This is a genomic window from Nocardia sp. NPDC024068 (genome assembly GCF_040638875.1).
Taxonomy (GTDB): domain Bacteria; phylum Actinomycetota; class Actinomycetes; order Mycobacteriales; family Mycobacteriaceae; genus Nocardia.
On sequence record NZ_JBEZYU010000003.1, the window covers coordinates 24,860 to 43,248 of the forward strand.

17 protein-coding genes are annotated in these 18,389 nt (G+C 67.9%); 7 read left to right on the forward strand and 10 right to left on the reverse strand.

The window, feature by feature from the left end:
* Positions 1 to 89: 89 nt before the first annotated feature.
* The gene (locus AB0F41_RS05295) at positions 90 to 1,217 is read right to left on the reverse strand and encodes an NDMA-dependent alcohol dehydrogenase (protein WP_357421463.1); all 1,128 of its coding nucleotides are present in this window, start codon (positions 1,215 to 1,217) and stop codon (positions 90 to 92) included.
* A 233-nt stretch (positions 1,218 to 1,450) separates the two neighbouring features.
* On the opposite strand from AB0F41_RS05295, the gene AB0F41_RS05300 reads away from it, so the two are divergent.
* On the forward strand, positions 1,451 to 2,302 hold the full coding sequence (locus AB0F41_RS05300; protein WP_357421464.1) for an oxygenase MpaB family protein: 852 nt from the start codon (positions 1,451 to 1,453) through the stop codon (positions 2,300 to 2,302).
* 10 nt (positions 2,303 to 2,312) lie between these two features.
* Here AB0F41_RS05300 and cobG read toward each other — a convergent pair whose 3' ends face one another.
* Entirely contained in the window at positions 2,313 to 3,488 is a 1,176-nt protein-coding gene (cobG, locus tag AB0F41_RS05305; RefSeq protein ID WP_357421465.1) for a precorrin-3B synthase, read from the reverse strand.
* Positions 3,489 to 3,784: 296 nt separating this feature from the next.
* On the opposite strand from cobG, the gene AB0F41_RS05310 reads away from it, so the two are divergent.
* Positions 3,785 to 4,111, forward strand: a complete 327-nt coding sequence (locus AB0F41_RS05310; RefSeq protein ID WP_357421466.1) for a hypothetical protein — start codon at positions 3,785 to 3,787, stop codon at positions 4,109 to 4,111.
* A 185-nt stretch (positions 4,112 to 4,296) separates the two neighbouring features.
* Positions 4,297 to 7,929 (forward strand): cobaltochelatase subunit CobN, encoded by a 3,633-nt coding sequence (cobN, locus tag AB0F41_RS05315; RefSeq protein WP_357421467.1) that lies wholly within the window; start codon positions 4,297 to 4,299, stop codon positions 7,927 to 7,929.
* A 54-nt stretch (positions 7,930 to 7,983) separates the two neighbouring features.
* Here cobN and AB0F41_RS05320 read toward each other — a convergent pair whose 3' ends face one another.
* From AB0F41_RS05320 to AB0F41_RS05330, 3 genes are all read right to left on the reverse strand, one after another.
* Positions 7,984 to 8,478, reverse strand: a complete 495-nt coding sequence (locus tag AB0F41_RS05320; protein WP_357421468.1) for a hypothetical protein — start codon at positions 8,476 to 8,478, stop codon at positions 7,984 to 7,986.
* Between the two features lie 247 nt (positions 8,479 to 8,725).
* Positions 8,726 to 9,478, reverse strand: coding sequence for a nucleotidyltransferase domain-containing protein (locus AB0F41_RS05325; RefSeq protein ID WP_357421469.1), 753 nt, complete (start codon positions 9,476 to 9,478; stop codon positions 8,726 to 8,728).
* A gap of 37 nt (positions 9,479 to 9,515) precedes the next feature.
* Positions 9,516 to 10,247, reverse strand: coding sequence for a TetR/AcrR family transcriptional regulator (locus AB0F41_RS05330; protein ID WP_357421470.1), 732 nt, complete (start codon positions 10,245 to 10,247; stop codon positions 9,516 to 9,518).
* Positions 10,248 to 10,302: 55 nt separating this feature from the next.
* Between AB0F41_RS05330 and AB0F41_RS05335 the strand changes: the two genes are divergently transcribed.
* Positions 10,303 to 11,907: an MFS transporter gene (locus AB0F41_RS05335; protein WP_357421471.1), complete on the forward strand. Its 1,605-nt coding sequence runs from the start codon at positions 10,303 to 10,305 to the stop codon at positions 11,905 to 11,907.
* Here the strand turns inward: AB0F41_RS05335 and AB0F41_RS05340 are convergent.
* From AB0F41_RS05340 to AB0F41_RS05355, 4 genes are all read right to left on the reverse strand, one after another.
* Positions 11,828 to 12,193 (reverse strand): hypothetical protein, encoded by a 366-nt coding sequence (locus tag AB0F41_RS05340; RefSeq protein WP_357421472.1) that lies wholly within the window; start codon positions 12,191 to 12,193, stop codon positions 11,828 to 11,830. The two genes, AB0F41_RS05335 and AB0F41_RS05340, sit on opposite strands and share 80 nt — an antisense overlap.
* Before the next feature lie 63 nt (positions 12,194 to 12,256).
* The gene (locus tag AB0F41_RS05345) at positions 12,257 to 12,835 is read right to left on the reverse strand and encodes a DUF3558 domain-containing protein (protein ID WP_357421473.1); all 579 of its coding nucleotides are present in this window, start codon (positions 12,833 to 12,835) and stop codon (positions 12,257 to 12,259) included.
* Complete coding sequence (locus AB0F41_RS05350) at positions 12,832 to 15,261, reverse strand: hypothetical protein (protein WP_357421474.1); 2,430 nt, start codon at positions 15,259 to 15,261, stop codon at positions 12,832 to 12,834. The genes AB0F41_RS05345 and AB0F41_RS05350 overlap by 4 nt, the downstream gene beginning before the upstream one ends.
* On the reverse strand, positions 15,254 to 15,517 hold the full coding sequence (locus AB0F41_RS05355; protein ID WP_357421475.1) for a hypothetical protein: 264 nt from the start codon (positions 15,515 to 15,517) through the stop codon (positions 15,254 to 15,256). Before AB0F41_RS05355 ends, AB0F41_RS05350 begins: the two co-directional genes overlap by 8 nt.
* A 173-nt stretch (positions 15,518 to 15,690) precedes the next feature.
* Here AB0F41_RS05355 and AB0F41_RS05360 point away from each other — a divergent pair, with 173 nt between their 5' ends.
* Complete coding sequence (locus AB0F41_RS05360; protein ID WP_357421476.1) at positions 15,691 to 16,083, forward strand: PPOX class F420-dependent oxidoreductase; 393 nt, start codon at positions 15,691 to 15,693, stop codon at positions 16,081 to 16,083.
* Between the two features lie 22 nt (positions 16,084 to 16,105).
* On the opposite strand, the gene AB0F41_RS05365 is transcribed toward AB0F41_RS05360, so the two are convergent.
* The gene (locus tag AB0F41_RS05365; RefSeq protein ID WP_357421477.1) at positions 16,106 to 16,921 is read right to left on the reverse strand and encodes an SDR family NAD(P)-dependent oxidoreductase; all 816 of its coding nucleotides are present in this window, start codon (positions 16,919 to 16,921) and stop codon (positions 16,106 to 16,108) included.
* Between the two features lie 82 nt (positions 16,922 to 17,003).
* Here AB0F41_RS05365 and AB0F41_RS05370 point away from each other — a divergent pair, with 82 nt between their 5' ends.
* The gene (locus AB0F41_RS05370; protein WP_357421478.1) at positions 17,004 to 17,558 is read left to right on the forward strand and encodes a helix-turn-helix domain-containing protein; all 555 of its coding nucleotides are present in this window, start codon (positions 17,004 to 17,006) and stop codon (positions 17,556 to 17,558) included.
* A gap of 11 nt (positions 17,559 to 17,569) precedes the next feature.
* Positions 17,570 to 18,286 carry an alpha/beta hydrolase gene (locus tag AB0F41_RS05375; protein WP_357421479.1) on the forward strand — a complete coding sequence of 239 codons (717 nt, stop codon included), beginning with the start codon at positions 17,570 to 17,572 and terminating at the stop codon, positions 18,284 to 18,286.
* Positions 18,287 to 18,389: the final 103 nt, after the last annotated feature.

The following is an 18,389-nucleotide window of genomic DNA, read 5'->3' on the forward strand; positions in this document are numbered from 1 at the left end:
ACCAGGATGTTCTGGAGGCGACGATCCGGCGGGCCGGACCGGTGACCGCGCGTTACGCCGTCGGCGCGGTCACCGGTTCCGGCGGCCGGTCAGCGGTCGGCGTCGGTGTAGCGGATGATGCCGCGGATATTGCGCCCGGCGAGCATGTCCTGATAGCCGTCGTTGATGTCCTCGAGCCGGTACTGCCGGGTGACCATATCGTCGAGGTTCAGCTTGCCCACCTGATACATCGACAGCAGGTGTGGGATGTCGTAGTGCGGGTTGCCGCCGCCGAAGATGGTGCCCTGCAGATTCTTCTGCAGCAGCGAGAGCATCGACAGATTCAGGGTGGTCTGGTTGTCGACGAGATTGCCCATGGCGGTGAGAACGCAGGTTCCGGCCTTGGCGGTGATACCCATCCAGCTGTCGACCTCCGAACCGCGGACCTCGCCCACCGTGACGATCACCTTTTTCGCCATTCCGCCCCAGGTGATCTCCGCGCAGGCGGCGGTGGCCTCCTCGATGGTCCCGTAGGCGTGGGTCGCACCGAACTTCAGTGCCTGCTCCTGCTTCCACGGCACCGGGTCGACCGCGAAGATATAGCGGGCGCCGGCGTGGACGGCACCCTGGATCGCGGCGATGCCCAGGCCGCCGATGCCGATGACGGCCACATCCTCACCGGGCCGGATATCGGCGGTGCGCACGGCGGAGCCGTATCCGGTGGTGACGCCGCAGCCCACCAGGCAGGCCACCTCGAACGGGATGGACGGATCGATCTTCACGACCGAACTCTCGTGCACCACCATGTACGGGGAGAAGGTGCCCAGCAGGGCCATCGGGTAGACGTCCTGGCCGCGGGCCTGGATCCGGAACGAACCGTCGATCACCGAGGTGCCCGCGAGCAGTAGTGCGCCCAGGTCGCAGAGGTTACGCAGACCCGCTTGACATGATTTGCATTTCCCGCAGGACGGGATGAACGACAACACCACGTGGTCGCCGACCGCGAGATCCTCGACGGCCTCGCCGACTTCGGTGATGATGCCGGCTCCCTCGTGGCCGCCGAGTACCGGAAATCCCATCATCGGAATACCGCCGGTCACCAGGTGGTGGTCGGAGTGGCACATCCCCGCTGCTTCCAGCTGGACTTTGACCTCATGCCTGCGAGGGTCGCCGATTTCGATCTCCTCGATCTGCCACGGCTGGTTGAATTCCCAGATGAGAGCGCCTTTGGTCTTCATCGGTGTACTCGCTTTCGTCAGAGCTCCCCGCGCCCGTGACACCGCCGGGCAACGGTTCCGATCGGAATATACAGCTGTTCGGACATCCGTCCGGACGAGAATACGGTAGCTGGTCCGGTCTGTGGCGGCGAACCGGTTCATCACGTCGTCCACACCCTGATGCGGGAAACAATGAGACAATGACCTACTATTCGTCTCAAGCTTTCAGCCCGTGGAGACGAGGAGGTCGGATCATGGGTGCTCCGAATACAGAACTGTCCGCCCCGGTGGGCGCGCCCATCGGACCCGGATCGCTCACCTGGAAATACGCCGGTGACTTCCGGAACATGCTGTTCCTCGGCCGTACCGGGATCCTGCAGAACATGCATCCCGCTGTCGGGGCCGCGCTCCAGGACCATTCGAATTTCTTCCAGGACCCCTGGGACCGCCTGATCCGCTCCCTGCCGCAGATCCAGGGCATGATCTACGACGCCGACTCCGAGGCCCAGGCCGGGCGGGTCCGCGACTACCACCGCCCGCTGAAAGGCACCGATTCCCGGGGCGAGCGCTACCACGCGCTGAACCCCGATGTGTACTGGTGGACCCATGCCACCTTCGTCGAGCTCACCCTCGCCATCAACGAGCATTTCGGTACGCCGCTCACCGATGCCGAGAAGGATCAGCTGATCGCCGAAGGCGTCACCTGGTGGCGGATGTATGGCTTGTCCGATCGCGTCCTGGTCTCGAACTACGCCGAATTCCGCGAGTATTGGGAACGCACCATCGACGAGGTGCTGGAAGCCAACCCGACCACCGACTTCGCGCTGCGGCTCGGCAGCGTGCGGATTCCGGCGATGCCCGGTATCCCCGAACCGGTGTGGTCGGTGATCTGGCGCCCGGTGATGGCGTTCAACGTCTGGCTGGCCAACGCGCTCATGCCCGAACGTGCCCGGGAAATTCTCGACCTGCGCTGGAATGCCCTCGACCAGAAACTGTTCGCGGTGTTCGCGACGGCGGTCCGCGGTATCTGGCCGTTACTGCCGGAGCGGCTGCGCTACGCGCCCCGCGCCTACGCCGGGATCAAGCGGGTGCGGGAGTCCGCGTAACGGAGGCGGTTCAGCCGGGCGCGGTCACCCGGTAGCCGTCCGGGGTGGCGGTGATATCGGTGACCGGTCCCGCGGGCCGCCCGCACCTGCGGTCACAACCGGACCAGTGCTGACGCCCGCCGGCCACCACGTCTTCCGCCGGCACCGTGACCTCCGGACCGGTGGCGAACCCATCCGTGCGACCGGCCTCGATCGCTGCCGCCGCGTCGGCGCGGACATCGGTATGCGATTTGGCGCATCCCGGCAGTCCCGCGCACGCGGTGATCCGCAGCCACGGCGAGGCCGCGTCGAAGATCAGGCCCATCGGAGCCAGCACCCGCACGACCTGTTCGGCCGCCCCCTCCGCCAGATCGGCGAGGACCAGGCTGCGCCACGGGGTGAGCAGGATCGGGCGTTCCACGGCGGCGAGGAACTCCGCGGTCCGGGCGGGTAGTGATCCCAGCCGCACGCCGGCGCCGAGCGCGACGAGACCGTCGTCCTGCGGGAGCCAGCCGATCGGCGGCTCGGCGGCGGCGAACTCCACCCGCTCGGGGCCGGGGAGCAGACCCAGATGCGCGGCCACGCGTGCGGCGCCGTCCTCGACCTCGTGCAGGCGCCACCGGTCGGTACCGAGGTGCAGGAAACCGTGTGCCGCCGCTATCAGGACCTCCACGGATTCCGCGGGGGATACCCGGATTCCACTGTCGGTGCCGGCGAGCAGCAGCGCGAACCGATCGTCGCCGAGTGCGTGCACGCCGATATCCGGGCGCAGCGCGCTCACATCGCCGCGTCCGTCGTCCATGGTGAAAAGGACCCGGCCCGGGAGCTCGGCCAGTCGCGGTGCATCCAGGAGCCGGGCATCCAGTTCGGGAACCAGCGGCCGGATATCGGTGTAGTGGCCGACGCGACCCGATAGCGGCGAGGCGATGATATTGCGGACTCGTTCATGGGTCTCGCTGGGCAGCAGCCCGGCCGCGGCGAGGCGATCGGCGAGGGCATCGGCGTCGCGGACCTGCCGCAACTGCACATTGCCGCGTGAGGTGAGTTCGATATGCCCGTCGCCCAGCTCATGGGCGGATTCGGCAAGCGTCTGCAACTGTGCCGGAGTCAGGTGCCCGCCGGGGACGCGGATCCGCGCCAGCGGTCCATCGGCGGCCTGGTGCAGCCGCAGGACACCGGGGCAGGAATCGGCATTCGTACGTGACATGTCCTGATCAGGATACGGGCCCCGCCGCGCCGGCCCCACCGGTCCCGGCCGCTGCTACCCGGGGGTCCTGCGTGCCGTTCGCGCCGCCGGTGCCGCTGGTCGCCCGTGGAAGCGCGGCTCCGCGGGGGCCGATATCGCCTGCGCTCCTGAGAGTGTCCGGCAATTGCTGCGAGTGGGCCCGCGGTGTGCTGTGATCGACGTGGGAGGGTGACCGTGCGGAAAACGATGCAGTGGGTCTCACCTGCTCGGAGCCGTGGCGATCGCAACGCCGCATCGGTGATCGCCGAGCGGGTGCCGTGAGTACCGAGCGGTATCGGGTCCCGGCCGCCCGGATCGGGCGAGCGGGCGCCACGGTCGTGGCGACAGCTGCCGCGATGCTCTGGTTGCGGTGCTGTTTTCTCGTGCTGCAATTTCGACTGTCGGACGATCCGGCCGCCGATCCGCACGGGTACGGACTGATCGCCGGGACCATCCTGTCCGTACCCGCGGCGACGGTGATCATGGTGTGTGCCCCTTTCGCCTTTCCGCCGCACCTCCGGGCTCGTGTCTTCCGGATCGTCACGCCGATCCTGCTCGTCACCACGGTGCTGCTGTTCGTCCTCTTCCTCTTTTCCGCCGGGTAGCCCGGGAGGGCTTCCGCCCACCGGGCGCGGGCCCGCGGTGGGCGTCGCGGTAGCATCCGAACGCTCGGCGGGTGACGAGGAAACCGGTGCAATTCCGGTGCGGTCGCGCCACTGACACAGCCAGACCCTCTCCGGCGAGCACCCCGAACCCCCGACGGGCGCGTCACCCCAGGAAGGTCACCCTTGTGATTCTGCTGCTGTCCACCTCCGATACCGATCTGCTGAGCGCCCGCGCCAGTGGCGCCGACTACCGGTGGGGTAATCCGGCCCGGCTGCTGGTGGCGGATCTGCCGGAACTGCTCGACGGCGCCGATCTGGTGGTCGTGCGGATTCTCGGCGGTAAGCGGGCCTGGGAGGACGGGCTGGCGGTGCTCCGCGACAGCGAGGTGCCGGTGGTGGCGGTAGGCGGGGAGATGGCCCCCGACGCCGAACTGATGGAACAGTCGACGGTTCCGGTCGGGGTGGCCGCGGATGCGCACAACTACCTGGCGGCGGGTGGGCCGCAGAATCTGCTCCAGTTGCACAACTTCCTGTCCGATACGGTGCTGCTCACCGGGCACGGATTCGAGCCCGCGGTACAGCTGCCCGCATGGGGCCGCCTCGAACGCACCGCCCGCTATCCGGAACCGGTGGAGGGTGTGCCGACGGTCGGCGTGGTCTACTACCGCGCGCAGCACCTGGCGGGGAACACCGATTACATCGACGCGTTGTGCGCCGCGATCGAGAACGCGGGCGCCCGGCCGCTGCCGATCTACAGCGCGTCCCTGCGCACCGCCGAACCCGAACTGCTCGATATCCTCCGGCAATCCGACGCGCTGGTGGTGACCGTGCTCGCCGCGGGCGGCACCAAACCCGCCACCGCCTCCGCCGGTGGTGACGACGAGGCCTGGGATATCGGCGCCCTCGCCGATCTGGATGTACCCATCCTGCAGGGGCTGTGCCTGACCGGTGGCCGCCGGCAGTGGGCGGACAACGACGACGGCCTGTCCCCGCTGGATGTGGCGACCCAGGTCGCGGTGCCCGAGTTCGACGGCCGCATCATCACGGTGCCGTTCTCGTTCAAGGAATTCGACGCCGATGGGCTGTCCACCTACGTCCCGGACGCCGAACGCGCGGCGCGGGTCGCGGGGATCGCCGTCCGGCACGCGCGGCTGCGGTACATCCCCGCCGCCGAGAAGCGGCTGGCGATCATGCTGTCGGCCTATCCGACCAAACACGCCCGCATCGGTAACGCCGTCGGCCTCGACACCCCGGCCAGCGCGATCGCGCTGCTCACCGAATTGCGTGCCGCGGGTTACGATCTCGGTGCGGCCGGGGAGGTCCCGGGTCTGATCGAACACGACGGCGACGCGCTGATGCACGCCCTGATCGCGGCCGGTGGCCAGGATCCCGACTGGCTGAGCGCCGAACAGCTCGAGGGCAATCCCATCCGGATCGGCGCGGATATCTACACCGCCTGGTTCGAAACCCTGCCCGGCGAGCTGCGCGAGGCCGTGGTCGAGGCCTGGGGCCCGCCGCCCGGTGAACTCTATGTCGACCGTTCGTCCGACCCGCGCGGTGAAATCGTGATCGCCGCACTGCGTTTCGGCAATGTGGTGCTGATGGTGCAGCCGCCCCGCGGCTTCGGGGAGAACCCCGTCGCCATCTACCACGACCCCGACCTGCCGCCCAGCCACCACTATCTCGCCGCCTACCGCTGGCTCGCCGCCGATACCGGATCCGGCGGTTTCGGCGCCGACGCCATGGTGCATCTCGGTAAGCACGGCAACCTGGAATGGCTGCCCGGGAAAACGCTGGGTATGTCGGCCGCCTGCGGTACCGACGCCGCACTGGGCGATCTGCCGCTGATCTACCCGTTCCTGGTGAACGACCCCGGCGAGGGCACGCAGGCCAAACGCCGCGCGCACGCCACCCTGGTGGATCACCTGATCCCGCCGATGGCGCGCGCGGAGAGCTACGGCGATATCTCCCGGCTCGAACAGTTGCTCGACGAGCACGCCAATATCTCGGCGCTCGACCCGGCCAAGCTGCCCGCCATCCGGCAGCAGATCTGGACCCTGATGCGGGCCGCGAAAATGGACCACGACCTGGGCCTGGCCGAACGCCCGGACGAGGAGTCCTTCGACGATATGCTCCTGCACGTCGACGGCTGGTTGTGCGAGATCAAGGATGTGCAGATCCGCGACGGCCTGCACATCCTGGGGCAGGCTCCGGTGGGCGAGAGCGAAGTCGACCTGGTCCTCGCCATGCTGCGCGCGCGGCAGCTGTGGGGCGGCGAGCAGTCGGTGCCCGGTCTGCGCGAGGCGCTCGGGCTCAGCGAGGCCGGCGGGGAGGCCCGGGAGCGGGTCGACACGATCGAAGCGCGGGCCCGGGAACTGCTGGCGGCACTACAGGCCGCGGAGTGGTCGGCGGACGCCGTGGACGGCCTGGTCGAGCGGTCGGCGCCGGAGCTGTTCGGTGCCGACGGCGGTGACCGCGCGGCGGTGACCGCGATTCTGCGGTTCGCCGCCACCGAGGTGGTGCCGCGGCTGCGGGGCACCGCCGTCGAGATCGCGCGCGTTCTGCACGCGCTGAACGGCGGGTTCGTCCCTGCCGGCCCCAGCGGCTCGCCGCTGCGCGGTCTGATCAACGTGCTGCCCACCGGCCGCAACTTCTACTCGGTGGACCCGAAGGCGGTGCCGTCGCGGCTGGCCTGGGAAACCGGCCGGGCCATGGCGGATTCGCTGCTGGAACGCTACCTGGCCGATCACGGCGAATATCCGCGCTCCGTGGGGCTTTCGGTCTGGGGGACCTCGGCCATGCGCACCTCCGGCGACGATATCGCCGAGGTGCTGGCCCTGCTGGGAGTGCGGCCGGTATGGGACGAGGCCAGCCGCCGCGTCACCACGCTCGAGGTCGTGGAACTCGCCGAACTGGGCCGCCCGCGGATCGACGTCACCGTCCGCATCAGCGGTTTCTTCCGCGACGCCTTCCCCCATGTGCTGGCCCTGCTCGACGACGCGGTCCGCCTGGTCGCCGCCCGCGACGAGCCGGCCGACCAGAACTACATCCGCGCTCATACGGCCGCCGATCTCGCCGCGCACGGCGACGAACGCCGCGCCACCACCCGGATCTTCGGCTCCAAACCCGGAACCTACGGCGCGGGCCTGCTGCAGCTCATCGATTCCAAGAGCTGGCGTACCGACGACGACCTCGCCGAGGTCTACACCACGTGGGGCGGTTACGCCTACGGACGTGACCTCGACGGCGCCCCGGCCGCCGACGATATGCGCACCGCCTATCGCCGGATCGCGGTGGCGGCGAAGAACACCGATACCCGCGAGCACGATATCGCCGACTCCGACGACTACTTCCAGTACCACGGCGGCATGGTCGCTACGGTCCGGGCGCTGACCGGCAAGAATCCCGAGGCCTATATCGGCGACAGCACCCGTCCGGATTCGGTGCGCACCCGCACCCTGTCCGAGGAGACGACCCGCGTCTTCCGGGCCCGGGTGGTGAACCCGCGCTGGCTGGAGGCCATGCGCCGCCACGGCTACAAGGGCGCCTTCGAGATGGCGGCCACCGTCGACTACCTGTTCGGCTACGACGCCACCACCGATGTGGTCGCCGACTGGATGTACGAGAAGCTGGCGGAGAGCTACGTCTTCGACGAGACGAACCGCAAGTTCATGGAGCAGTCCAATCCGTGGGCGCTGCACGGGATCGCCGAACGGCTGCTCGAGGCGGCCGAACGCAAGTTGTGGGCGGAACCGGACGCCGAGACGCTGGACAAGCTGCGCCGGATCTATCTGGAAACCGAGGGCGAACTGGAGTGAACCGGCACGGGCGGGCATGAGGCGAGAGCGTCGTGCCCGGCCGCGGCCCGGTCGCTATCCGACCCGCCAGGCACCCTGCACGACATCGTCGGCCGTGGCGAACACGACCTCCTTCGGAACCTGTCCCGCGTTCACCCCGAACGCCACCAGCCCGCTGCGCGGCTGCCCCGGCGCGATGAACCCGGACGGGTACTCGCCGGATACACCCGTCAACGGGTACACCTTCGCGCCGTCCTGCATCACCATGCGCATATCGAGGGTCGGCAGGAAGAACGGCTGACCCCCCGTCTGCTCGGCGGCCACCTCGTACACCAGCACGGACTGTCCGTCGGCGCGCGGCGGCACCGCGGCGTCGGAGGGCCGCACGGTTACCGCCATATCGCCGCCGGTGCGGACATCGAAGGTGCTGCCGAGCGGACCGGAGGCCACGGCTTCATCCACCGATGCAGCCGGCGGCACCGGGACGATCGGGGTGGGCTCCGCGAGAGCCGGGGCGGCGAGGACGATCGGCAGAATCACTGCCGCGGCGGCAACAACGGTTTTCATCATCGGAGATTCCTTCGAGAGTCGTCGCCCACCGGGTGCTTCCGCCCCCGGCCGGTCGAGTCGATTCGGCGTCCGCGGTGACACCTGTCCGGTCTGCCGGTCACGCTCGCGTTTCGCGCTACGGCACCGGCCCCCCGCGACTCTAGGGCCGATATGCCGGAACTCCACACTCGCGAGATCCTTCTTACCGAACCTGTGATGTTCGATCTTGTCGTGACCGTACCGTAACCGGCCCTGTTCGCCGTCCGGCCTACCCGGAATCCGCTTCCCCGAACAAGGCCCGAGCGGCGTCGACCTGCCGGATCAGCAGTTCGGGATCCGCCGCCGACCCGCCGATGATCGCGTCCAGCCCGCGTAACCCGGCCCGCTCCAGCAGGCGCTTCTCGTTGGTGACCCACTCACCACGCGCCGCCAGGATCGCGTGCGCGGTCTGCATGGCCGCGGTCGCCAGGAGGCCGGCGGTTTCGGCGACCCGCCCCCGCGCGGCATAGGCCGAGCGCGCGTAGCGCAGGGTCAGCGCCGCCTGCCGCCGCCAGACCGGCGGCGCGGCGGTACGCATGGCCTCGGGAAAGGCGGGGTCCGGCAGCGATCCGCGCAGCACCCGGGCGGTGGCGATCTCACCCACCACCAGATAGCTCGGGATGCCCGCGAGGTGGAACGCCAGCGGCTCCCAGCGGAAACGCCCGGCCTCCGCCTCGGCGATCTCGTGTTCGATCACCGTCAGATCGCGGAAGTGCACATCGACCGGGCGGCCCTGCACCGTCAGCCACGCGCCACCGTTGAACACTCCGCCCCACGCGCCGAGTTCGGAGACCTCGCCCGGCCAGCCGACCGCACGCAGATCGGCCGGGTCGAACCGATCGCGATAGTAGAGGGCGAAATCCCAGTCGCTGTCCGAACCGTGGGTGCCCTGGGCGCGGGAACCGCCGAGGGTCACGGCGCGCACGCCGGGCAATCCGGCCAGCCGGTCGGCGATATGGTCCAGGAACTCGTCGTCGGTCACAGCTCCCTCTCGCGTCGCCGTCGTCGTGCCGTCCGGGTCAGCGGCGAGCGGACGCGGACGAGGCCGCACGCCCGGCATCGGTCGCCGCGCGCAGCCTGGCCTCCAATCCGTCCAGGACGCATCCCAGCCCGAAATCGAAACCCAGCGTATTACCCTCGGGCACGAGCACGCGGTAATCGGCACGTATCTCCGGATAGTCCGCGCTCACCTGCTCCAGCAGCCGCATCGCCGTTTCACGGTCCACGGGACCACCGTGGGCGTGTTCCATCGCGATCATCGGAACCACTTGTCCCACCACGAAACTCGTCACGGTTCCGCTCGCGAGATAGGCGTCCGCGCCCTGGAATCCCGCCTCCGCGAAGGCCCGCCGCAACCGATCGCCGACCCGGAACGCCTGTGGCCCGATACTGGGCACCTGTCCGATGAGCGTCGCCGACCAGGGGTGGGCCAGCAGGGTGGCGCGGAGGTTGTGGGCGTAGGTGGTGAGCAGGTCCCGCAGCCCGGCGGCCGGATCGGACCCGGCCTCGCCGACCAGCCCCCAGATCTCGTCCAGCGCGAGCTCGAGAAGTTCGTTCTTGTTCGCCACATGCCAGTAGAGACTGGTGGCGCCCGCGCCGAGTTCCGAGCCGAGTTTGCGCATGCTCAGCGCGTCGAGCCCCTCTTTGTCCAGCAGTGTCACCGCGGCCCGGACGATCTGGTCCCGGCTCAATCCCGTGGTTCTGGGCCGACGGGGTGCGCGGGTCCATACGGAGCCGAACTGGTTCGTCACCCGTCGATCCTAACTCACACTCGCACACTGTTCGATTCAGTCGTACAGTGTGCGAGTGACCTCGAACACTGTACGAGAATCGCGCCGGTGGTTGATCCTCGGCGCGCTGTGCCTCGCACTGCTCGTGCTGATGATCGACAGCACCGTCCTGACCATCGCGATTCCGTCGCTGATCCGCGAACTGGACGCCACCCCATCGGATATCCAGTGGATTCTCGACTCCTACGTGCTGGTCTTCGCCGGTCTGCTGCTCACCGCGGGCAGCCTGTCGGACCGCTTCGGCCGGCGGCGCATGCTGATCCTCGGCCTGATCGTGCTGGCCGCGGGCTCCCTGGCCGCGGTCTCGGCCGACGAACCGTGGCAGCTCATCTCCTCCCGGGTGATCATGGGCGTCGGCGGTGCCCTGCTGATGCCGTCGACGCTGTCGATCCTGATGACGACCTTCGACGAGAGCGAGCGCCGGATGGCCCTCGCCGTCTGGTCGGCCGTCTCGATCCTGGGTATCGTGGCCGGTCCGGTACTGGGCGGGCTCTTGCTGGAGCATTACTGGTGGGGTTCGGTGTTCCTGCTCAACATTCCGGTGGTCGGGCTGGCCATCACCGCCGCGCTGGTGCTGATGCCGGAGACCGCCGGGGAGCGGAGTCCGATCGACGGTGTGGGCGTGGTGTTGTCGGTCGTGGCCCTCACCTCGGCGGTGTATCTGATCATCGAACGAGAAGGGAACCCCGTCGTCGTGGGCCTGGCGGCCATGACGGCTGCCGCGTTCGTGCTGTGGGAGCGGCGCCGGGACCATCCGATGCTGCCGCTGAACCTGTTCGCGAACCGCGAATTCACCGGGATCTGCGCCACCGTACTGCTGATGGTGTTCGGGATGGGCGCGGTGACCTTGATGCTTACCCAGTATCTGCAGTTCGTACTCGGCTTCGGTCCGATGAAGGCAGGTCTCGCGCTGCTGCCCTACGCCTTGGCGGGCGCGGTGTGCAACGGCATCGGCGCGACACTGGGCAGGAACCTCACGAACGCCACTCTGATGGTGGCGGGCCTGTCGGTGATGGCGGTGGGCTTCACCGTACTGGCCACGGGCACCGGCTATCTGTGGGTACTGACCGGCATGCTGATCATGGGTATGGGCGGGGGCCTCGCCGGACCGGCCGGCTATGCGGCGGTACTGAACGCCGTCCCACTGCGGCACGCCGGGGTGGGATCCGCGCTGAACGACACCTTGCAGCAGGTCGGGGTGGCGCTGAGTATCGCGATACTGGGCAGTGTGCTGGCCGAGGTGTTCACCTCCCGGATGCCCGCCGAGGCCCCCTCGGCCGCTCGCGAATCCATCGGTGCCGCCCTCGAACTGGGCTACACCGCCGACGCGAAGGCGGCGTTCGCCGGCGCGGTGTCGATGGGGGCGTGGGTGAGCGTGGGTTTCTGCGTGGCGGGCGCACTGGTCGGCCTGCTCCTGCTGCGTCCCCGCCCGGCCGCGGCGAATCCCGCGCCGCCGGGCGCCCGTACAGGCGTGGGCCCGGCCGTCGACGCCGCGATCGTCGCGGCCGGCACAACCGGGACAGCTTGTGCGATGCGGGATTTCAGCCGCGGTAGATCTCGACATAGGCGTTCGTGGCCACCGCGACGACGCCGGGACCCATCCCCGTGCAGCCCGCGGTGATCCGCTGGCCCGCCGGTGTGAACGGGTAGCCTAGCGCGTAATACGGCCCGACCGCGTACAGCGGGAACGGTCCACTGGCATAGAGTCCGACGCAGTCGACGTGCAGAACGTAGTTGCTTCCGCCGTCCGGATGGCACGTCGCCGACGCACCGAAGAGATCCCGCTGGACCACACAATCCTGCGGCGCCGCCTGCGCGGTGCCGGAGCCGACGATCGCGGCGAAGGCCAGACCGGTAACACCTGCTGCCGCGACTCGTGCGGCGGTAACGATCGTGCTCTTCATCATGAAGGCTCCTTCTGTGTCACCGTGATCGTCGGTGGTGGGCGGGGGGACGTTACGGCCGGCCGTTCAGCTGCCGGGTGGGAGCATGGCGACCACCTCGGTGGCGAGTTCGGTGAGGTGGGCGCAGGCGGTGTCCATGTCGTACTCGATCTCGTACCCATTGAACGACATGTGCAGCGAGCCACCCGCCATCTCTACGAGCAGCAGGCAACTGTAGATCGAAATCGACCTCTTGCCCTCGATGTCCTGGGGGTGGACGACCTCCGCCGCGCGGCCACCGATCCGAGTGGATCGAAACTCGGCATCCGGTGCGGGCCCGTCCGTGCCCAGAGCGGCATTGCTGACGGTGATGTCCACGCTGTATTCGGCTCGATTCGTGAACTGGCAACCGATTCCCCGGCCCCGTCCGGCGACATAGATCGGGCGGTCGCGGTTGCCCAGATGAACCGGCTCTTCGAAGCCTCGGGCATCGATGAAAGCATCCGAGATGTCTTCACACGGATCGAAAGTTTCGGGTATCGCGATGCGGGTTGTGGTGGCCGGGGGTGCAGACACCGGCTCGTCCGCCGAACATCCGACTGCCGCTATCCCCGCTGCCGCGGAAAGGGCTACCGCGAATATTCTGCGTAGAAGCGAATGGCTCATTTGGTCGGGGCCTTGCCGGTTATGTACTGCTCGACGTCGCCGGGCTCTACAGCCAAGCCGCTTTCAAGCTCTCCGGAGTAGTCTCTCGAATAGTCCTGGACGAATTCCTGCAGGCCGAGATCGGTGAACATTTGGTTCACCGCGACCCGTGAGGGTCCCGTGAGTTCGCTGGTGTCGACGGGCTGGCCGTCCGAACCTATGAATGGCACCTGATTACCTTTCGAGTCGAGACCGTATTCCGGCAAACGCCCCTGTTCATGCAGGATCTGGAAGAGTTGCTGCTCGACTCGGTTCTGTGTCACCGCACCCAATTGGGCTTTCTCCGGAAATACCACGCTCTCCTCGGAGGGCTCGGGATTCCATTTCGCCATGGCCGCGTCGAAGCCCTCGTCCTTGATCACTCCTACGACCTCGTTGGCAACGACTCCGACGGGACTCTTACCGGGGATCTCGAGGTTGTCCAGAGTGAGCGACTTGACGATTTCGGCCGCGTTCTGGCGGTTCTGCCAGGCTTCCTGCTTGGCGGCGTTGTTCTCGTCGACGGCCTGCTGGTCCTGGTAGGTCAGGGCATTGGTGATGGCGCTCGTGTAGCGCCCGTCGAGGCTCGCCAGTTCCGGTGCGTTGATGCCCAGCCATTCCTTGGGATTGCCGGGGTTTTCGTTGAGTGCCCGGGTCAGCATCTGGGTTTCGTAGTCCTGGCGTCCCACCTCCAGGATCAACCTTCCCCCTTCCGACTGGCTGGCGAGGAACAGCAGCCGGTTGGAATCCTCGACCGTCATCACCGGAGCTCCGAAGTCGTTGATCCCGGTCTCCAAGACGCCGGGATCGATATGGGAGTCGATATTGGTGCCCATCACCTGGGCCAGGGTGTCGGCGATCTTCGGGTTGGTGTTCATTGCTTCGACGTACTTCTCGTACACACCGTCTTTGAGAGGGTTGCGTCCGGACTCCGAGTCATCGGAGGGATTGCCCTCGGGCGCGAAGTAGTTGGGCAGCTCGACCAGTGTTTCCCGGGCCCGATCCCCTTCGGGGCCTTCCTTGTGGGTGTCCTCCGCGATCCACCCCAGCAGGTTCGACGCCGCGTCGCCGTCGTCGTTCCATTCGTGCCCGAAGACCTCCTTGCGGAACTCCTCCGGGTCGAAGGGCTGGGGTTTCTCGCCGTTACCCGGGTCGGTGGCCGGGGGCATATCGTTGCCGGTGAGCAGCGAGTAGCTGGTGTCTTCGTTGCGGGTAGCTACGCCGAGCAGGGATTGGGCGCCGTTCTCCATGGCTTCCTTGTCCCCGTCCATGAAGCCGGGCGGCATGGTGCCGCCCATATTGGCTTTCACATTGTCGAGGTAGGCGGCCATATCCTGGCTTTGGCGGCCCATCTCGACGCCCATCTGATGACCGGGCTCCATACCGGGACTGGATTGCCCGAGTAGCTCGCCGAGGGCGCTGACCTCCCGGTAGTGTTCGCCGACCTCGAGCGGGCCGTCCATATTGTTCTCACCGGGGCGCATGGCGAGGAGTTGCTGAACGTCGGGCGGGAGGTTCTGGTAGGCGCCTTTGCTGCCGGTGTTGGTGCCGACCTTTTCGTTGGTCGTGGCCAGCAGCGCGTTGGCCAGTCCGTCGCGCTGGCTCGCGGCGGTGAGGTCGCCGGCGCGTTCTTTGTTGAGCAGATGCTCGTTGAGACCGAGGATGCCGTCTTTCCCGGCTTCGTTGAAGAACGCTTTGTAGTAGTCCTGGGTGCCGGCGGGCATGGTGCTGATCTCTTCGCCGCGGGCGAGGGCGTCGAGCTCGAACTGAGTGAGCACGGGTTGCGGCATCTGGGCCAGGATCTGGTCGATCGCCTGCTGGTCGCCGGCTTTCACGGCTTCGGCGAGTGCGGTGCCGTCGTCTTTGCCGAATCGCGCCGCCTGGGTGTCGGCGTCGGCGACGTCGAGACCGGAGCCGAGGAGGTCGCCGGCGGAGCGGATCTCGACCGCCTGTTCGGAAATATTCTTCGCCGCCTGGCTCACCGCGTTCTCGAACGCCCAGAAGGCAGAATTGATCAGATCCTGATGCGCTTTCCGGGTTTCCGCGTCGACGTTCTCGTAGTCCATCACCTTCCAGGCGTCGTCGATCGTCATCCCCAGGGCCTGGGCATCGGCGACCTTGCCCTGGACGACCCGCAGATGCGATTCGACCGATCCGATCTCCTGGTTGGCCACGGTGACCAGTTCGTCGATCTCGAGCGAGAGTTTGCGGACCTGGTCGTGATCCTGGGCGACCCGATCGTATGCGGCGTCGTAGGCCAGCCCGGTCCATGTGGTGCCGAGGTCGGAGAAGTGTTTCAGCGTGTTGTCGGCTTCGGTCATCAGTTGGGTGCGGGAATCGACGAGGGTCCCGACCCAGGCGCGGACGGTGTCGAAATTCCAGGCCGCGACGGTCGAACGCTTAAGCACGGTGCACATCCAGCGCGTTCAGCTGATCGGAGAACTGGCCGTCGGTGGTCTCCATACGGTCGGTGCACTGGGTGCACACGGTGGCGACCTGCCGGTACCGCTGCGCCGCACGCAGGTAGGCGCCCTCGACGAACTCCGCCGCCTGTTCCAGCGCCTGGGGGATCCCGGATACGACCTCATTCGGCGAATCGGGCAGGGCGGCGGGAAGTTCCGCGGCCTTGGTCCGGACATCTATCCCGTCGACGGTATCCGCCACACCCCTCAACTTACCGGTCAGAGCCCGGATTTGATCAATGTCAGCCTGAAGCACGACACCCCCCATTTGTCCCATTTGTGGTTGTACTCGCCGAGCTTAGCGAACGGCGGAAGGCGACGCCCGGTGTCGGTGTGTTCCGTGACCGATGCCGGTCGTGGGCCTACCGTAGAGCAATGAGCTGGGACCAGTTGGTGCAGGCCAAGTACGTTCTGCTGACCACCTACAAGAAGGACGGTTCACCCGTCGGCACCCCGGTCTGGGCGGCGCCGGACGGCGACAAGCTGCTGGTGTGGACCAATCCGACCTCCTGGAAGGTGAAGCGGGTCCGCCGGAATCCGGAGGTGACGCTGCAGATCTCGGACAGCAGGGGGCGCCCGGAGGGCGGGGAGATCCTCACCGGCACCGCCCAGATCCTGGATGCCGCCGGAACCGAACGCACCCGGGAGGTCGTGAGCCGGAAGTACGGCATCATCGGGAGGATCGCCATTCGCGGGCACAAGTTGTTCCGGGGCGCGGACGGGTCGGTGGGGATCGCGATCACCGAGCGGCCCGGCGCCTCTGGCTGAGGGCATCGGCCGGCGGTCGCGTTCACACCAGGCTGCCGTCCACCGCCTCCGCCAGGCGGGTGATCGCCGCTCGATCGTCGGGTCCGGTGACGAGTGGTCGTCGTTTCGGGCCGCGGTAGGCGTTGCGGCCGGGAACGGGGTCGTCGATCAGGGCGATGATCGGAGCCACGGCCGCGTCGGGGTGTTGCCCGGCGAGACGGCCGAATACGGTGGCGCCGAGCTTCATGGCGAATCCGACCTCGCCCGCGAAACTCGACCGCACGAGCCGGGCGGGACCCCATGTCACATACGCCAGATCCGGGTTGCGGGTGACGGCGAGGAGTCCGAGTAGTTCGTTGGCCCGCCGCTGCTGCGCGTTGGATCGGGCGAAGGTGAAGCCGCGGCTCAGCTCGAGGTCGTCGAAGTCGATGGCGCCGGCGCGCGCTCCGGGGACGGCGGTGTTGACGACGATCGGGCGTTCGGCGGCGCGCAGGAGGTCGGCGAGGCCGGTGACGAACAGGTATTTCGAGACGAAGAACAGCACCCAGGAGGCTTCGCGGCCTTCGAGGGTCACGTGGCGGCGCTGCCGGATGAACGACGCCGCGAGAACCAGCACGTCGATCCGCTCGTGATCGGCCCGCAATCGTTCGATCACGCGCCGGTTCTCCGCGACGGAGGAGAGGTCGGCCCCGAGGAATTCGGCCCGCCCGGCGGCCTCGCCGGTCGCGGTACCGCGCAACGTATCGAATTTCGCCCGGCTGCGCCCGATGACGACCACCCGGTCGCCTGCCCCGAGGTGGTGCCGGACCAGTGCCGCACCCATACCGTCGGTACCGCCGGTGATGACGACTGTTCTCATTTCTCAACCTTTCCGGAACATGTGTTCCGGATAAAGGTACCAGGGAAGCGGAACCTCTGTTCCGAATCGCTATAGTGAGGTGATGGCAGAGGACCGGAAACCGCGCCGGGACGCGGTGGTGAACAGGGAACGGATCCTGGTGGCCGCGCGGGAAGCGTTCCGGGGCAGCGGGATATCGGTGGATATGCGTGCTGTCGCGGCGGCGGCGGAGGTCGGGATCGGCACTCTCTACCGCCATTTCCCCACTCGCGAAGACCTGGTCCGAGCCGTCACCGGGACCGATCTCGCCGATCTCGCGGGTGCGACCCTGCCCGACGAGCTGTCGGCGATCGACGGTCTGCGAGAGTTCTTCACGACGACCCTGGCCCAGCTCACGGGCAACCAGGCGATGATCGACGTTCTCGCTGCCGGGCCGCCCACGGATGCGGACCTGGAGCGTTGCCTCGCGCATCTCACCGAGATCGGGCTGGAGGCCGTGCGCCGCTCCGGGGCCGACCGCACCCTCGCGCCCGACGTCACCGCGCGCGATATCGCCTACCAACTACTCGGCCTGATCCGCATAGCCCAGCTGACGCCCGATCCGGACGCACTGAGGCATCAGATGGACCTCGCGCTCCGCGGCCTGGCGGCGAGGTGAGGTCCGATTCGGTGCCCGCCGACGACGGGACCCTACTGCACGTCGGAGTCACGGGAGACGGCCCGGACGTCGTGGTGCTGTCCGGCGGGCCGGGCTGCGTCCATTACCTCGCGGACGAAATCCTGGCCCCGCGCGGAATGCGGGCGTGGTACCCGGACCCGCGCGGGGTCGCCCGCTCCGAGGGCGGACCGCACGACCTCGCCCGCGCGGTCGCCGACCTGGAGTCGGTGCGGGCGGCCGCGGGCATCCGCAGGTGGACGGTGCTCGGTCATTCCTGGGGCTCCGACCTCGCGGTGCGCTATGCGCTGGACCACCCCGACAGCGTCGCTTCCGTGATCGGGATCGCCGGGCACGGGCTGCACAAGGACCGGACGTGGTCGCAGGCATACCATGCCGCACAGCACCAGGAGGCCGATATCGAGATCGAGTGGGAGCCGGAAGTTCATGCGGCGCTGACCGCGGCGTTCGTGGAGTGGATCCACGAACCCGACCTGTTCCGCCGCCTCGCCGACTCCCCGGTCCCGATGACCTTCGTTGCCCCGGAACACGATATCCGCCCGTCGTGGCCACTGCGCCAGCTCGCCGCCCTGGTACCCGGCGGCCGGTTCGAGGAGTTGCCCGGGGCCGCCCACAACGTGTGGGCGACCCATCCGGGAGTGTGGACGGATCTGGTCACACGGCTGTGCGCCGACCCGAACGCTCGATCGGCAGCAGAACCGTCGGTGTAGTCAGGACCACCGGACGCGGACCCAGCAGGTTCGCGCGGTCGATCAGCAGGTGCTCCGACGGCAGCCGGTGTCAGGCGCGGGTTCGGAGACCCGCCCGTCACCG

Coding starts and splice junctions, on each gene's coding strand:
- AB0F41_RS05295 (WP_357421463.1), bottom strand. CDS start 1,217: ATGAAGACCAAAGGCGCTCTCATCTGGGAATTCAACCAGCCGTGGCAG.
- AB0F41_RS05300 (WP_357421464.1), top strand. CDS start 1,451: ATGGGTGCTCCGAATACAGAACTGTCCGCCCCGGTGGGCGCGCCCATC.
- cobG (WP_357421465.1), bottom strand. CDS start 3,488: ATGTCACGTACGAATGCCGATTCCTGCCCCGGTGTCCTGCGGCTGCAC.
- AB0F41_RS05320 (WP_357421468.1), bottom strand. CDS start 8,478: ATGATGAAAACCGTTGTTGCCGCCGCGGCAGTGATTCTGCCGATCGTC.
- AB0F41_RS05340 (WP_357421472.1), bottom strand. CDS start 12,193: ATGATGAAGAGCACGATCGTTACCGCCGCACGAGTCGCGGCAGCAGGT.
- AB0F41_RS05345 (WP_357421473.1), bottom strand. CDS start 12,835: ATGAGCCATTCGCTTCTACGCAGAATATTCGCGGTAGCCCTTTCCGCG.
- AB0F41_RS05360 (WP_357421476.1), top strand. CDS start 15,691: ATGAGCTGGGACCAGTTGGTGCAGGCCAAGTACGTTCTGCTGACCACC.
- AB0F41_RS05365 (WP_357421477.1), bottom strand. CDS start 16,921: ATGAGAACAGTCGTCATCACCGGCGGTACCGACGGTATGGGTGCGGCA.
- AB0F41_RS05370 (WP_357421478.1), top strand. CDS start 17,004: ATGGCAGAGGACCGGAAACCGCGCCGGGACGCGGTGGTGAACAGGGAA.